Consider the following 15,617-nt stretch of genomic DNA (forward strand, 5'->3'; position numbering starts at 1 on the left):
CCTTCTTAAAAGGTGCTGCAATGTCTGAACGTTCGGTTGCCCGTCAGGTATTCATTGGTGTCCTCGGAATAGGAGGCCTGACACTTGCCGTTCTGGTTCTGGCCGTTGTTCTCTTGGTTCGGCTTGGGGCGGATACCAAACGCCTTGGTGTCGAACTTGCACCACAGGTCGATGCGGCCATGGAAATCAAGCTGGAAGCCTTGCATGCCCATGTACTGACCGAAGAGATCATGGGCGGTGACGGAGCTGAGTCGACAGACGACGTTTGGCACCACCTTGAAGCCGCACGCGAATTTGCCATGATATTGCTCGAAGGCGGCGAAACGCCGGAGGGCGTGTTCTATCCGTCGGATTCGCCCGAGGTGCGTGCCCGCATCACCGAAGCGCTGACCCAGTTCGAAACCGTCTGGACGCTGACGGAGGAGCGTTTTGCGTCGCTCGCCGATCAGCAGGGCGTCGGTAGCGACGCTGACGAGCGGTTTGATGCGCTCTATGACGCCATCGTTGCCGACCTGGCCCGGATTGCCCGCGCCCCCGGGCGCGCTGGGGAGATCGACCTGCAAGTGGCTGCCGGAGAAGCACAATACCGATTGGCACACGGGCACCTGATCACCGCGGAAATACTCGGCGGTGATTTCGGTGAGGATTTCGCTGAAGTTACCGACAGTTTCAAAGCGGCTGGTTCCGCTCTTGTCGCCTTGAACCATGACGATCTGTTCGATGGCATCATCGCACGGATTGATGATCTGTCGTCGCTGGCCGTGACACGATACGAACGCACGTTGGCACGTGCAAAGGCCGCTGCGGAAGGGGACGCCACCTATGATGCAGCTTTTGACGCTTTTCTTGAGAAAGCTGACGAGGCTGAAAGCATGGTTCAGTCTTTCATTGCCGCCGAGTTGGCAAGTATGTATCGGCTGAGGTGGCTCGGCAGTCTCGTCTTCGCTTTCGCCGCCGTGGTATTATTGGGGCTGTGTGGTGTTGCCTACCGTCTCTTGTCCAAACGCGTCATCGTGCGCGTCACGGAATTGACGAGCATCATCGAGCGGGTATCTGAGGGCGAGTTCGAGGCGGCCCTGCCTGAATGGACGACCCAGGATGAACTTGGGCGATTGAAAGCGGCCATTGTGACGTTTCAGCAGGTCCTGCTTCACCAACAGAAGCTCGAGGAAGAGGCGCGTCAGGCCATGGCGCGCGCAGAAACCCAAGGGGAAAAGGCGGAAAAAGCGGCGCGCCACAGCGCCGAAGCCAATGCCCATCTGGCGGAAGTAGGTCAGCTGGTCGGGGAGAAATCCGTCCAGTTGATTGAAATATCAAGGCAATTGTCGGAACGACGAGAGCAACAGGCAGATCTCTTGCACGACATCGTTCAACTCATAGACGGCGTCAAAGGCTCTGCCATGGACAATACGCAAGTGGTGCGTGACGCAATTTCCATCGTCAAACAGGCCACAGGCCTGATTCAGGAAGGCAATGATCTTGTGAGCCGCCTCGTGGAAGAGGTGGAGAAGATCACGCAAAGCGGGCAGGAGGTGGCAGGCTATGTCACCACGATCGAAGAGATTTCGTTTCAAACGAACCTTCTGGCACTGAACGCTGCCGTCGAAGCCGCGCGCGCTGGAGAGGCGGGCAAGGGCTTCTCTATCGTCGCCCACGAGGTACGTGATCTTTCTCAGCGCACAGCGGGGCCGGCCTCCAGCATTGCGAATCTCATGGCTGCGACCAACACCTACATTCGATCAGGACGGGAGTCGGTGGATAGTGCGAAACGGCAATTTGAGTTGATCTGTACCGCGATTGCGAGCTTGGAAGACCATCTGGACAAGGTTGGCCATTCCTCCAACCGCCAAACGGAAGCCGTGCAGCAGGCATCCACAACCGTCGGCGAGTTCAAGAACAGCTTTGCTGGAACTCGGAAACTCGCCACAAGCTGTCACAAGACCGGACACGATCTTTCGGCTCAGGCTGCAAAGCTGGATCCCGAAAGCAAGGAAACAGAAAAACTAAACGCCGCTTAGATCCCGGCGAGACAGGCAGTGGACCTCCTTGAGCGTTGGAAGATTCGGACCCGCGCTCCAAACTTGGCAGATTTACGCATTCCTGAAGAACTATCTCGACAAGGATCGACCAGAGAGCTCAGTCTCGATGGTCCTTTTTTCCATTTGTCAAATGTCCCGCTGCAAAGCGAATTCAAACTCTTCCTGCTACCGGTTGCTCTCGATTCGATCGTCATGAAAACAAATTCTTATTCCCTTTGCTCTTTCAGCATGAAGGACGACTTCTGCGGCGGCACGGGCGTCTTCCCCAGCGTCGTGGTGGTCAAAGGATAGCCGCAAGTGCCTCTTCAAAGAGGCAAGCCCATGCCCGCCGTTGCCATTAAGTTCCGGCCACGCCCGGCGCGCAACGGTAACGCTGTTCTGCCAATTCCAGACAGGCTCCTCGCGTCTGAGGGCGGTGCACGCTGCGCGGAAGGCGCTGCGGTCGAAACCTGAATGCTGGTAAACCGTGAAATTCCCCAAAGGACCTTCGAGCAGGGCCAGCGCGTCCACAAATTTCGGCGCGCCCTTTACGGTCGATTGACTGATCCCATGCAGACCGGTGAAGGCCCATGTCGAGGTGCATGGATCGACGTAGGTCATCCATGTCTCGATGGAGTTGTCGGGCCGAACGCCGGCCACCCCGATCTGGCAAATGCTGGCGCGGTCATGATTGGCGGTTTCGACGTCCAGCGCCACGAACCGAAAAGGGCCCGAGGGAAATGCGGTGCCGGTCGCGCTGCTCCGTCTCAGAAAACTCAACACCATGATGTCCTTTCCCGGTATCACGGCATGCAATAGTCGAGTCGTCGACACGTTTCAAAGGGCGTCTTGACGTCCGGCGAAGGCTCTGGAAACGGTTTGAAATGAGTCCCATGATCGAGGGAATGGCCGCATTTGGTCCTGAGCTTCCGGGCCATATCGATCGCGGCTTAAGTCTTGGGCGCAGCGAGCGTTGTCCGTTGGATCACGTGTTGCCGACAACACCCGGTTTCCTGCGGGACCGCGTCACCTCCTCGGCCGATGGCGTCGGCAGATCGAAATAATCCAGTGTGCCTGCGTAACCGTTCCCGCCCATACGTCCCAGTGCGTCGAGTTTTTCGTGATCCGAATAGAAGGTTTGCGGGTCGATGATGTCCTCGCGAATATGCGCACGCACGATCCGCCCGAGAATGATTTCCCGTGCCGAACTGACTTCGATTGCCAGATAACGCTCACATTCGAAGGCCACCGGCGCTTCGGCGATGCGCGGGCAGGCGACCCGGTCGCCGGGTGCCGCGGTCAGCCCCGCCATCTCCAGTTCATCGACCTCCGGCGCAAAGCCTGCGGCGGTGACCGACATGGCCTCGGCATTGGCGCGGTCAACGATATTGACGGTGAAGCATTCGGTCATGCGGATGTTGTAGGCCGTGTCCTTGAAGCTGCGATCGGGCTTGTTTTCGACGCCCAAGGCAAGGATCGGCGGGTCAGCGGACAGGCAATTGAAAAAGGAATAGGGCGCGGCATTGACGATTCCGTCGGGTGAAATCGTGGTGACCCACGCAATCGGGCGCGGAACGATGGTGCCGATCATCACCTTGTAGGCTTCGCGCGCCGTGAGATCGCAAAAATCGAAAGCGTGGTAGTCGGCCTGTGTGGTCATGACGCCAACTCCTTGCCGTAGTGTGAGAGAATGGATTGGATACTATCTGGCTCGGATGCAAGCTCGGCGCGACCGGCGACTGCGCCCAGATGGTGCTCCATGATCCCGATGGCGCGGGCCGCGTTTCCGGCCCGGATCGCTTCGATGATTTGCGAATGTTCATCGACCGCGCAATCCGAGGAATGGCTGCGCGCATAAAGCGACATGATCAGCGAACAGCGCAGCACGACCTCGGATACATAACGCGTCAGGACCGGGTTGCCCGTCAGTTCGGCGAGCAGCACGTGGAACTCTCCGGCAAGGCGGATGGAAACGGGTCCATCCTTGCCTTTTACCGCCTCTTCCTGCCGCACATGGGCCTGCAAGCGGTCGAACCCGTTGCTTGGCATGCGTTCGCACAACAGGCGAATCACGTCATTTTCCAGACAGCGGCGCACTTCGAAGACGTGCTGGGCCTCATCGCGCGAGGGTTCGGCAACAAACGCGCCACGGTTTCGGCGGGTCACCACCAGCCCCTCATGTTCAAGCCGGACGAGCGCGTGGCGTACAATGGTGCGCGACACGCCGAATTGCTCGCCAACCGTGTCCTCGGGCAGGCGCATGCCGGGTTTCAGGGCCTGTTCGATGATCGCCTTGCGCAGCAGATCGTGCACGGCGTCCGTCAGCGTGGTCTTGGGTTCACTCATTGTCAGGTCTGCCTATCAATTTCGCACAATTCCTATCGCATACCGTTCTGATCGTCAATTGGATACAATTTGCTTGATGAGTAATGTGCAATGTGCCACGCAAGATGCATCGTATCCAATTTTAGCGATTCTGCAGTGCAATCCACTTGAAAGAGGATCAGACCATGAAACTACGCCACCTCATACTTGCAACGGCGGCAGTTGCCGCTTTGTCGGGCACCGCTCAGGCGGAAAACGTGCTGAAATGGGGCGCCAACCGCGATATCGGCTCGCTCGACCCGTATTCCTTCGGGGACAGCTTCACGATCAACGTGCTGAACCACGTCTACGAAGGGCTGGTGCGCTACAACAAGGACCTGAAGATCGAGCCGGCTCTGGCGGAAAGCTGGGAAATCCTCGACGACCAGATCACGTGGCGCTTCAGGCTGCGCGAGGGCGTGACCTTTCACAATGGCAACCCCTTCACCGCCGAGGATGTGGTCGCCTCTCTGACGCGGGTGAGCGACGAGTCCTCTCCGCTCAAGGGCAACCTGCCTGCCTATGTCAGTTCCAAGGTGGTGGATGACCTGACCGTCGACATCACGCTGAACGGCACCTATCCGCTGCTGCTCAACGACCTGACCAACATCCATATCTTCGACAAGGAATGGATGACCGAGAACGATACCCTGATGCCGACCGACGTGGGCGCAGGCACCGAAGGTTACGCCACCTACAATGCCAACGGGACCGGGCCGTTCATCGTCGAAAGCCGCCAGCCCGATGCGAAGACCGTCTTCGTCGTCAATCCCGACTGGTGGGACGAGCCGCAGCACAATCTCGACAAGATCGAACTGCTGCCGGTGAATTCGGCTGCGACCCGCGTGGCCGCGCTGTTGTCGGGTGAGATCAGCTTTACCAACGACGCGCCGGTGCAGGACTTGCCGCGCTTGGTCGCGGCGCCGAATGTCGAGGTTCTCGAAGGCGTCGATCTGCGCACCGTGATGATCGGCTTTCCCTTCCGTGACACCCTGACCACGGGCGAGCCCAACCCGTTCAAGGAAAAGGCCGTGCGTGAGGCGCTGTACAAGGCGATCGACCTCGACCTGATCCACCAGAGGATCATGCGCGGCAAGTCCCGCATTGCCGGTGCCACGATCGCCCCGCCGATCCCCGGCTATGTCGAGGCGCTGGACGAATTGCCGGGCTTCGATCCCGAAGCGTCCAAGGCTCTGTTGACCGAGGCGGGCGTGCCCGAAGGGCTTGAGTTCGAATTCAACTGCCTCAGTGACGGGCTGGTGAACGAAGAGCAGTTCTGCCAGGCCATCGCCTCGATGTGGAGCCGGATCGGCCTTTCACCCAAGCTCGACGTGGCGCCGCGCGCGGTGCAATCGCCGAAGCGGACGAATGCCAATACCGACGTCTACACCTTGGGCTGGGCCACGCTGCCGCTGCTCGACAGCTATTCGCCACTGTTGCAGATCTTCCACTCCAAGGATGGCAATGCGGGTGTGTTCAACTGGGGTGGCTGGTCCTACCCGGAACTGGATGGGCTGATCGACGCGGCGGGCAAGGAGCTTGACCTCGACACGCGTCTGTCGCTGCAGACCGAGGCGCTGCAGATCGTCAAGGACGAGATGATCATGATCCCGCTGCACCAGCAGCCCATGGCCTGGGCGGTGACGGATGACGTGTCCGAAATGCCGCTCTTCCCGGATGCAAAGCCGCGACTGTGGTTCGCACGCATGGGCGACGGTTCCTGACCCCCTTGCCGGACCGCCCTTGCGGGGTGGTCCGGCGCAGACACCTGCCGCTTAATATCGGAGACTGGCATGATCGCCTTCCTTCTCAAACGCACCGCCAATGCGGTCTTCGTCATGCTGGCGGTGGCGCTTCTGGCCTTCGTGATCTTTCGTTTCTTCGGGGACCCGGTGGAGATGATGGTCAACGAACAGGCCACCCTGCAGGACCGCATCGAGTTGCGCGAGCGTCTGGGCCTGAACGACGGTTTCGTCACCCAATATACGCGCTTCGTGACCAACGCCGTGCAGGGCGATTTCGGCATCTCCTATCGCAACCAGCAAGACGTTATGGTGCTGATCAAGGAGCGTTTTCCCGCAACCTTCGAGCTGGTTCTGGTCGCAACGGTGATCTCGCTCGTCGTTGGCATTCCCGCCGGAGTGATCACGGCGGTCTATCGCGACAGTCGATTGGCCAACATACTGCAATTGGGGTCGATCGTCGGCGTCTCCCTTCCCAGTTTCGTGGTCGGCATCCTGCTGATCCTCGCCTTCTCGGTCTCTCTGGGCTGGTTACCGGCCTTCGGGCGGGGCGAGACGGTGGATATCGGCTGGTGGTCGACCGGATTGCTGACGCCTTCGGGCCGCGCCGCGCTGATCTTGCCTGCGATCTCGCTGTCGACGTTCCAAGTCACGCTCGTGATGCGGCTGGTGCGCGCCGAAATGCTTGAAACCCTGCGTGCCGATTACATCAAATTCGCCCGCGCCCGAGGCGTGCCCGCGCGCCGCGTGCAATGGCGTCACGCGCTGCGCAATTGCCTGATGCCGGTGATCACGCTGACGGGAATGCAGATCGGCAACCTGATCGCCTTTGCGCTGGTGACCGAGACGGTCTTTCAATGGCCGGGCATGGGCATGCTGTTCATTCAGGCGGTGACCTTCGTCGATCTGCCGGTGATGGCCGCCTATCTGCTGATCGTCTCCTTCATCTTCGTCGCCCTGAACACCCTTGTCGACATCACCTATGCCTGGGTCGACCCACGCCTGCGCGATGACACGGCCCGCGGCGATGGCTGAACCGGAGACCGATATGGAAAAGACCGCCTCTATGCCCACCGACACCACCTTGCCGCCGCCACGCCCCTCGCGGCTGTCGCGGCTGCGCGAGAGTGACCTGTGGTATTCGTTCCGCGCGCACCCTTCGGCGATCTTTGCCGTGGCACTGTTGGCACTGGTGGCGGTGACCGCGTTCCTGGCGCCGCTGATCGCGCCCCAGAACCCCTATGACCTCGCCGCCCTTGTACTGTGGAATTCCGAGATTCCGCCGATCTGGGATGCGGCTGGCCAATGGCCCTTCGTTCTGGGCACCGATACGCAGGGGCGCGACGTTCTGTCGGCGGTGCTCTATGGATCGCGTATCTCGCTGATCATCGGGTTTTCCTCGGTCATGCTGGCGCTTGTGGTGGGCCTGACTCTGGGCCTGATCGCGGGGTATTTCGGCGGCTGGATCGACAATGTGATCATGCGGATCGGCGATGTGCTGCTGTCGATGCCCTTCATCCTGATCGCCATCCTGATCACCGCCATCGCCAGCGCCTCGCTGCCCACGGGTCTCAAGGACGTTCTGGCCGCGCCGATCCTGATCTTTGCCATCGCCGTGCCGTCTTGGGTGCAATACGCGCGCACGGTGCGGGCGTCGGCCATGGTCGAGGCAAAAAAGGAATACGTGCAGGCCGCGCGCCTGATCCGGGTGAAATCCTGGCGCATCATGCTGCATCACATCCTGCCCAACTGCCTGACGCCGATCATGGTGGCGGCGACGCTGAACTTCGGTCTCGCGATCCTGTCCGAGGCGACGCTGTCCTTCCTCGGCGTGGGCATGCCGCCGGATCAACCCTCGCTCGGGACGCTGATCCGGATCGGCAACCAGTACCTGTTTTCGGGCCTATGGTGGATCGTGGTCTTTCCGTCTGTCCAGCTTTGCCTGATCGTGCTGTCGGTCAACATGATCGGCGACTGGCTGCGCGACGCCCTCAACCCCAAACTGCGGTGAACAAAGTGACCTCAACGACTCTCAAGAACGTGCGCCCGATGGGCGGCCCCGCCACAGACCTGCATATCGTCGACGGCATATTCGTGGCCGAAGCCACGGAGGCAGCTGACGTGATCGACGGCGGCGGGCGCATCCTGATCCCCGGCATGATCGAGGCGCACACCCATCTCGACAAATCTCTGCTGGGCTTGCCTTGGTACCGCAACGAGGTCGGCCCGCGCCTGATCGACAAGATCAACAACGAACGCGAGGTCAAGGTCTCGCTGGGCCTCGACCCGCAAGTGCAAAGCGAACGCCATGCCATCCTCGCCATGTCGCACGGCTGCACCCATATCCGCAGCCATGTCGACGTGGACACCCACCACGGGCTGGCCGGGATCGAGGGCGTCATGGCCACCCGGGACAAGCTGGCCGGGATGGTGGATATCCAGATCGTGGCCTTTCCGCAGTCCGGCATGATGACCCGCCCGGGCACCGCCGAGCTGATGGACGAGGCGCTAGCGATGGGCGCGGATCTGGTGGGAGGCATCGACCCTTGCGGGATGGAACACGATCCCAAGGGCCATCTCGACACGGTCTTTGCGCTGGCCGAGAAGCACGGCAAGCCGGTGGACATCCATCTGCACGAACGTGACTCGCTTGGCTGGTTCTCGATGGAGGAAATCATCGACCGGACCGTGGCCTTGGGCATGCAGGGCAGGGTGGCGATTTCCCATGCCTTCTGCCTTGGGGCCGTGGACCGGGCCTATGTGACCGGCCTTCAGGAAAAGCTGGCCGAGAACCGCATTCACATCCTGACGACCGCGCCCGCCTCGGCCCCGGTGCCGCTGGTCAAGGAGTTGCACGCCCATGGCATCCTGACAGGCGCGGGCTGCGACGGCATCCGCGATACGTGGGGGCCTTACGGCAATTCGGACATGTTGGAAAAGGCGATGCATATCGGCATGCGCAACAACCTGCGCCGCGATGACGAGATGGAACTCGCGCTCGACATTTGCACCTTTGGCGGGGCGGCGATCATGGAGGTCGAAGGTTACGGGCTGGAAATCGGCTGCCGCGCCGATTGCCTGTTGGTCGAGGGCGAAACGCTGGCCGAGGCCATCGTCACCCACGCGCCGCGCAAGCTGGTGCTGAAGGGCGGCAAGGTCATCGCGCGCGACGGTGCTTGCGTGATCGAGGCGCCGTGATGAAGGGAAGGACGCTTCTTTCGGCCCGCTGGGTCATTGGTCATCGGGGCGGGCGCCATGTGGTGTATGAGCATGGCGTTGTCGTGATCGAGGGCACCGATGTGCTGCATGTCGGCGCCTCTTTCGACGGCGAGGTGGCACGGCGTATCGACTATGGCGAGGCCGTGATCTCGCCCGGGTTCATCGATCTGGATGCGCTCTCGGACCTGGACACGACGATACTGGGGTTCGACAACGGGCCTGCCTGGAAAAAGGGGCGCGTCTGGCCCGAGAGCTACGTCGCGCGCGGCCCCTACGAGATGTATGACCCGGAGGAACTGGCCTTTCAGAAACGCCACGCCTTCGCGCAACTGATCCGCAATGGCATCACCACCGCGCTGCCCATCGCCTCGCTGTTCTACCGTGCGTGGGGCGAGACGGTGGCAGAGTTCGACGCCGCAGCCGAAGCCGCAAAGGCGCTTGGCCTGCGGGTCTATCTTGGCCCCGCCTATCGCACCGGCGGGCAGGTCACGGACACGGCTGGCACCATTCGCGCGGTCTATGACGAGGCGCGCGGTCTGGCCGGGCTGGAGGACGCGGCGGAGTTCGCAAAGCGCATAGACGGCGCCGCTGGGGGCCTTATCCGCGCGATGTTCGCGCCGGACCGGATCGAGACCTGTACCGAGACACTTCTGCGCCGCACGGCCGAGATCGCCTCGGACATGGGTGCGCCCGTTCGTCAGCATTGCTGCCAGTCACCGACAGAGCTGCGGCTGGTGCGCGAACAGCATGACAGCCCCCCGATCGAATGGCTTCACCAAATCGAGGCGTTGCGTGCCAACTGGCTGTTGCCCCATGGGACCCACGCGACCGACGCCGAGTTCGACCTGATCGCGGAGGCCGGGGCGACGCTGGTCCATTGCCCACTGGTCGCCGCGCGCCATGGCGGGATGCTGAACAGCTTTCCCAAGCTGCGGGGCAGGGGGATCAATATCGGGTTGGGCACCGACACCCACCCCGCCGACATGATCCTGAACATGCAGATCGGCATGATGACCGCACGGCTGTCGGACGGCATGGACTCGATCCGCTCCGAGGACATGTATGACGCGGCCACGCTGGGTGGCGCGCAGGCGCTGAACCGCTCCGATCTGGGCCGTCTCGCCCTCGGTGCCAAGGCCGATATCGCCGTGATCGACCTGCGCCACGCTCTGCAGACACCTGACCCGGTGCAGACGCTGATGACCGGGGGATCGGGCCGTGACGTGCGGGATGTCTGGATCGACGGGCGGCAGGTCATGGCCGATCGCGTGATCCCCGGTATCGACGAGAGCGCCGATGCCACCCGCGCCCAAGCGCAGTTCAACGGGTTGATCGCCAAGTACCCCGAGCGCACCACGGGTCACCCGCCGGTGTCCCAGATATTCACCCCCAGCTACGAGAGGGCCACGCCATGAGCGATGTCGTTCTCGACGTGCGGAACCTGCGCGTCGAATTTCCCACCCGAAAGGGCGTGCTGGTCGCCGTCGATGATATCTCGTTGCAGATCCGCCGCGGTGAAATCCTTGGCGTCGTTGGGGAATCCGGCGCAGGCAAATCCATGACCGGCATGTCGATCCTCGGCCTGCTGGAGCCGCCGGGGCGGATTGCCGCTGGCAGCATCCACCTGTCCGGCGACCGGATCGATGACCTTGATGATCGCGCCATGCAGGCCGTGCGCGGCCGCCGGATCGGCGCGATCTTTCAGGACCCGCTGACCTCGCTCAACCCGCTGTTTCGCGTGGGCGATCAACTGGTAGAGACCATCCGCTTGCACACCGATTTGGACAAGCGCCAAGCCCGCGACCGCGCCAAGGACCTGATGCGCGAGGTGGGCATACCGGCGGTCGAGGAACGGATCGACAGTTATCCGCACCAGTTCTCGGGCGGGATGCGGCAGCGGATCGTCATCGCGCTGGCGCTGTGCGCCGAGCCCGAATTGATCGTGGCGGATGAGCCGACCACCGCGCTCGACGTTTCGATTCAGGCGCAGATCACCGCGCTGCTGAAGCGCCTATGCCGCGAACGGGGCACGGCGGTGATGCTGGTCACGCATGATATGGGTGTGATTGCCGAGACCGCCGACCGGGTCGCCGTGATGTATGCCGGGCGGCTGGTTGAAATCGGCAAGGTCGAGGACGTGGTCCGCCGCCCACAGCACCCTTATACCATCGGGCTCATGGGCTCGATCCCGTCTTTGCGCAAGGACGTGGAGGAATTGCAGATGATCCCCGGCGCGATGCCGCGGCTGAACGCCATTCCGCCGGGCTGCGCCTTCAACCCCCGCTGCACGCAGGCCGGGCCACGGTGCCGCGCCGAGGTCCCCCGGATTCCCGGCGGCCACAGCACCGGGGCCGCCTGCTGGCTGGCCCAGACCGGAACCGTCGAAAAGGGAGAAGCCGCATGACCCTGCGCCCCGATGCCATTCTCGAAGTGGACGCCCTCGAACGCCGCTTTGACGTCTCCGCGCCGTGGCTCAACCGCCTGATCGAGCGCAAGCCGCGTCGTACCCTGCGCGCCGTCGATGGCGTCGATTTCATCATCCGCCGCGGTCAGACACTGGCTTTGGTCGGGGAAAGCGGTTGCGGCAAGAGCACCATCGCCAAACTGGTCACAGGGCTGCATGCGCCCTCGGGTGGCAATATCCGATTCCACGGCGACCGCGACCGGCTTCAGATGATCTTTCAGGACCCTTTTGCCAGCCTGAACCCGCGTTGGCGCGTGGCACGGATCATCGCAGAACCGCTGCGCACCCTGCGACCAGAAACGCCCGAGGCAGAAGTCTCTGCCCGTGTCGACGAGTTGTTGCGCACCGTGGGGCTGGCCCCTGCGGACGGGCTGAAATTCCCGCACGAGTTCTCTGGCGGGCAGCGGCAGCGGATATCCATTGCCCGCGCCCTTGCCGGTGAGCCCGAGTTTCTGGTCTGTGACGAGCCCACCTCGGCCTTGGATGTCTCGGTGCAGGCGCAGGTTCTGAACCTGATGAAACGCCTTCAGAAGGAGATGGAGCTGACCTATCTCTTCATCAGCCACGACCTGAGCGTCGTGCGGCACATGGCTGATGTCATCGCGGTGATGTACCTTGGCCGCATCGTCGAAATCCAGCCGACAGCGGATTTGTTCGCCAACCCGTTGCACCCCTACACAAGGCTGCTGCTGGAGACGATCCCGGACCTCGAAGCGCCCAAACGTGACCGCGCCCCGATGGGCGGGGAAGTGCCCTCGCCGGTTTCGCCGCCGCCGGGGTGCAGCTTTCATCCGCGCTGCCCGCTGGCCTTCGAGCGATGCAAGCAGGAACGCCCTGAACGGCGTAGCCATGTCCACAACCGCCGCGTCGCCTGTTTCGCGGCCGAAGAAGGAGGCCCCGATGTACGATGAAACCTTCTTGCGCCGCGCGATCGAGATCTCGGCGCAGGCTGTTGAAATCCCCGGCACCGAGCCATTTGGCGCGGTCATCGTCAAAGATGGCAAGATTGTTGGAGAGGGGATCAATCGGTCCGTCATGAACCATGATCCGACGTCGCATGGAGAAACCGAAGCGATCCGCGATGCCTGCCGAAATCTTGGCACCATCGATCTGCGTGGCTGCGTCCTTTATTCCAGCTGCGAGCCATGCGCGCTTTGCGTGGCGGCGATGAACATTGCCGGAATTGCCACGCTGTATTACGCCGCCGATATGGTACAGGCCGGAGACGCCCTTGGCGATCTGCCAGAGGCGGCGCGTTTTCCGGTGGATGTGGATCGTTTGACGCATGAATGCGGACACGCGGTCACGGAGCGTTTCATGCCGTCCGAACAGCATCTGGATGCAGACGCGACAGCCGTTCTGCACGATTGGGCCAGTCACGCGCGTTCAAGGCTTTGATCGCGCGCCTGCGTTTCTGGGCATTGCTATCCGGGGGAAGGGCTTTGCATTCGCATGACCGTCTGCCCGATATACACAGTGTTGGGGGAGAACAGGTTCGTCCCTTCACGCCCCGTTGTCGCGCTCTGTTGTAAAAACGCCCCCAAGAGGCGGCATCGAACTGCCTCGCGTTCAATTCACCGGCCATCGCCCCCGGCTGTTCCCTCTGATCAGAGGCACGCGCCCGGTCGCGCGATGCCTTAGGGCAGTGGCGCGGTCGACTTTCTCGGGATCAAGCTCGGCGTCGTCTTCTTGATCGTGGCCACACCGTCCTCGTCAAACAGAAGCTGCAACGCGATCTCGGCTACGCGGTCAAACGGCACCTGAACTGTCGACAGAGGGACCGGCAGCCGACTGACGATCGGGATGTCGTTGTAACCGACGAGAGAGACGTCGCCGGGCACCGACAAACCGGCATGCGCGATCGCCGACATGCTGCCGATGGCCGTGTTGTCATTGACCGCAAATATCGCCGTCGGCGGCTTGGCCAAGGCGAGAAGGGTACGCGCTGCCGTTTCACCGGATTCGATGCTGAAGGTGGAAGGCACGATCAGGTCCGCCGCTTCCTCGATCCCCGCCTCGGCAAGCGCTTGCCGATAGCCCGCGAGACGGCCAAGAGCGCTGGTCGCATAATCCGGCCCGGCGATGATGCCGATGCGTCGATGGCCGAGGTCGATCAGGTGACGCGTTGCAAGGTAGCCGCCAAGCTGGTCGTCGCCGACGGATGCGGCGCTTGACCCATTGTGGCGCAGGGCAAAGACAAAAGGCACGCCGCGATCCCGCAATTCGTCTGCGAAATCATCGCCCTCCCGGGCGGTGGTCAGGATCAAACCGTCGACGCCACGTCGGATGAGGGCCTCGGCGGCCTTGCGGCTGGCCTCGGGGTTGTCGTCGGTGGTCGCGACGATGGCGAAGCGGCCCTGTTGTGCGGCGGCGGCGCTGACGGCCTCGTAGAACATCGCCATCACGGTGTCGGTCAATCGCGGCACGATCACCCCGATCGTCCCCGTCGACCCGCGCCGGAGATTCGCGGCGGAGAGGTCGCGGACATAGCCAAGGCGACGCGCGACCTCGCGCACATGCCGGGCCTTGGGCGAGTCGGAGTTGGGAAACCGTTCGTCCAGCATTCTGGAAACCGATGACTTCGAAACTCCGGACTCCCGCGCAACATCGTGAAGCGTCACCCGACCCTTTGATCTTACTTCTGTTTCTTCACCTGCCATGGGTCCCTCTGCACGCCGTGTTGGCCGTTTCCTCGAAACTATCACTTGACAGGCCTCGCTGGCAATGCATTTTTGGGAACGTTCCCGCAAACGTTCCCAAAGAGGATTGACGCAGCGGGTCAGCCAAAGTTGAATCGCATCTGGAGGAGTTTCCGACATGCAACCCATGGACCTTCGCGGCCTCAGCCCCGCACCCGTCACCGCCTTCAAGAAGGACGGCTCGCTCGACATCGAGGCCAACGTCCGCATCGCCAAATGGCTCGCCAGCTTCGAGGACGTGAAGTCCATGGTGATCCTCGGTCACGCAGGCGAGGGCACCTTCCTGACCGCGGATGAGCGGCTTGAACTGATCCGCGCCTACAAGGACGCGGTCGATGTGCCGATCATCGCGGGCATCACCGGCGAAGGCACCAAGGTTGCCGCCGAAGAGGCCAAGCGGTCCTTCGATGCGGGTGCCACCGGTGCGCTGGTCTATCCGAACCACGGCTGGCTGCGCTTCGGCTTCCAGAAGGGCGCGCCGCAGGACCGCTACAAGGCGATCTACGAAGAGGGTGGCCTTCAGACGATCCTGTTCCAGTATCCCGATGCGACCAAGGCGTCCTACGATCTGGACACCCAGCTTGAGATCGCCGCGCAGCCGGGCTGCGTCGCCACCAAGAACGGCGTGCGCAACATGAAGCGCTGGTATGTCGAGATCCCCGAGCTGAAGAAGGCGCAGCCGGACCTGCAGATCCTGTCCTGCCATGACGAGTGGCTGCTGCCGACGATGTTCGACGTCGATGGCCTGCTGGTGGGCTATGGCAACATCGCGCCGGAACTGCTGATCGACCTGATCAAGGCGGGCAAGGCGCAGGACTATCCGACCGCCCGCAAGGTGTTCGAACAGCTGCTGCCGGTCACCCGCGCCGTCTATCACCGTGGCTCGCACATGGAAGGCACCGTCGCGCTGAAAATCGGTCTGCGCCATCGCGGCCTGCTCGACAACGCCACGATCCGCGAACCGCTGAAGGACCTCGGCGAAGCTGCCGAGCGCGAGATCGAAGCCGCCTTCGATGCTGCCGGGATCGGTCGCGTCGATCTGGCGATGGCTGCCGAATAAACGTCAAATCGTTTGCCCCCGGTCCACCACCGGGGGCATCGTCACATAAAG

General features: G+C 62.2%; 15 protein-coding genes. 10 read left to right on the forward strand and 5 right to left on the reverse strand.

Features of this window, described 5'->3' with window-relative positions:
• Window positions 1–5: 5 nt before the first annotated feature.
• Window positions 6–206, reverse strand: coding sequence for a hypothetical protein (locus D8Z78_RS24485; RefSeq protein ID WP_164932872.1), 201 nt, complete (start codon window positions 204–206; stop codon window positions 6–8).
• Here D8Z78_RS24485 and D8Z78_RS03750 point away from each other — a divergent pair.
• Window positions 180–2,018 (forward strand): methyl-accepting chemotaxis protein, encoded by a 1,839-nt coding sequence (locus D8Z78_RS03750; RefSeq protein ID WP_164932873.1) that lies wholly within the window; start codon window positions 180–182, stop codon window positions 2,016–2,018. The two genes, D8Z78_RS24485 and D8Z78_RS03750, sit on opposite strands and share 27 nt — an antisense overlap.
• A 186-nt stretch (window positions 2,019–2,204) precedes the next feature.
• Here D8Z78_RS03750 and D8Z78_RS03755 read toward each other — a convergent pair whose 3' ends face one another.
• The 3 genes from D8Z78_RS03755 to D8Z78_RS03765 form a co-directional block, all read right to left on the reverse strand.
• The gene (locus D8Z78_RS03755; protein WP_240671981.1) at window positions 2,205–2,825 is read right to left on the reverse strand and encodes an exonuclease domain-containing protein; all 621 of its coding nucleotides are present in this window, start codon (window positions 2,823–2,825) and stop codon (window positions 2,205–2,207) included.
• A gap of 178 nt (window positions 2,826–3,003) precedes the next feature.
• Window positions 3,004–3,678 (reverse strand): flavin reductase family protein, encoded by a 675-nt coding sequence (locus D8Z78_RS03760; RefSeq protein ID WP_121629055.1) that lies wholly within the window; start codon window positions 3,676–3,678, stop codon window positions 3,004–3,006.
• Entirely contained in the window at window positions 3,675–4,364 is a 690-nt protein-coding gene (locus D8Z78_RS03765) for a GntR family transcriptional regulator (protein ID WP_121629054.1), read from the reverse strand. The genes D8Z78_RS03760 and D8Z78_RS03765 overlap by 4 nt, the downstream gene beginning before the upstream one ends.
• A gap of 164 nt (window positions 4,365–4,528) precedes the next feature.
• On the opposite strand from D8Z78_RS03765, the gene D8Z78_RS03770 reads away from it, so the two are divergent.
• The 8 genes from D8Z78_RS03770 (at window position 4,529) to D8Z78_RS03805 (ending at window position 13,205) form a co-directional block, all read left to right on the forward strand.
• The gene (locus D8Z78_RS03770; protein ID WP_121629053.1) at window positions 4,529–6,106 is read left to right on the forward strand and encodes an ABC transporter substrate-binding protein; all 1,578 of its coding nucleotides are present in this window, start codon (window positions 4,529–4,531) and stop codon (window positions 6,104–6,106) included.
• Window positions 6,107–6,175: 69 nt separating this feature from the next.
• Complete coding sequence (locus D8Z78_RS03775; RefSeq protein WP_121629052.1) at window positions 6,176–7,159, forward strand: ABC transporter permease; 984 nt, start codon at window positions 6,176–6,178, stop codon at window positions 7,157–7,159.
• A complete protein-coding gene (locus tag D8Z78_RS03780) occupies window positions 7,152–8,135 on the forward strand; it encodes an ABC transporter permease (protein ID WP_338064668.1) in 984 nt (327 codons plus the stop codon). Before D8Z78_RS03775 ends, D8Z78_RS03780 begins: the two co-directional genes overlap by 8 nt.
• Window positions 8,136–8,140: 5 nt before the next feature.
• Window positions 8,141–9,322: an amidohydrolase family protein gene (locus D8Z78_RS03785; protein ID WP_240671982.1), complete on the forward strand. Its 1,182-nt coding sequence runs from the start codon at window positions 8,141–8,143 to the stop codon at window positions 9,320–9,322.
• On the forward strand, window positions 9,322–10,758 hold the full coding sequence (locus D8Z78_RS03790) for a chlorohydrolase family protein (RefSeq protein ID WP_121629049.1): 1,437 nt from the start codon (window positions 9,322–9,324) through the stop codon (window positions 10,756–10,758). Before D8Z78_RS03785 ends, D8Z78_RS03790 begins: the two co-directional genes overlap by 1 nt.
• Entirely contained in the window at window positions 10,755–11,747 is a 993-nt protein-coding gene (locus D8Z78_RS03795) for an ABC transporter ATP-binding protein (protein WP_121629048.1), read from the forward strand. The genes D8Z78_RS03790 and D8Z78_RS03795 overlap by 4 nt, the downstream gene beginning before the upstream one ends.
• Entirely contained in the window at window positions 11,744–12,718 is a 975-nt protein-coding gene (locus D8Z78_RS03800) for an ABC transporter ATP-binding protein (protein ID WP_121629047.1), read from the forward strand. The genes D8Z78_RS03795 and D8Z78_RS03800 overlap by 4 nt, the downstream gene beginning before the upstream one ends.
• The gene (locus tag D8Z78_RS03805) at window positions 12,708–13,205 is read left to right on the forward strand and encodes a nucleoside deaminase (protein ID WP_121629046.1); all 498 of its coding nucleotides are present in this window, start codon (window positions 12,708–12,710) and stop codon (window positions 13,203–13,205) included. Before D8Z78_RS03800 ends, D8Z78_RS03805 begins: the two co-directional genes overlap by 11 nt.
• A gap of 239 nt (window positions 13,206–13,444) precedes the next feature.
• Here the strand turns inward: D8Z78_RS03805 and D8Z78_RS03810 are convergent, their stop codons facing one another.
• Complete coding sequence (locus D8Z78_RS03810) at window positions 13,445–14,716, reverse strand: LacI family DNA-binding transcriptional regulator (protein ID WP_338064669.1); 1,272 nt, start codon at window positions 14,714–14,716, stop codon at window positions 13,445–13,447.
• Here D8Z78_RS03810 and D8Z78_RS03815 point away from each other — a divergent pair.
• Window positions 14,625–15,566, forward strand: coding sequence for a dihydrodipicolinate synthase family protein (locus tag D8Z78_RS03815; protein WP_164932874.1), 942 nt, complete (start codon window positions 14,625–14,627; stop codon window positions 15,564–15,566). The two genes, D8Z78_RS03810 and D8Z78_RS03815, sit on opposite strands and share 92 nt — an antisense overlap.
• Window positions 15,567–15,617: the final 51 nt, after the last annotated feature.

The organism is Tropicibacter alexandrii (assembly GCF_003667315.2).
Classification (GTDB): Bacteria; Pseudomonadota; Alphaproteobacteria; order Rhodobacterales; family Rhodobacteraceae; genus Tropicibacter; species Tropicibacter alexandrii.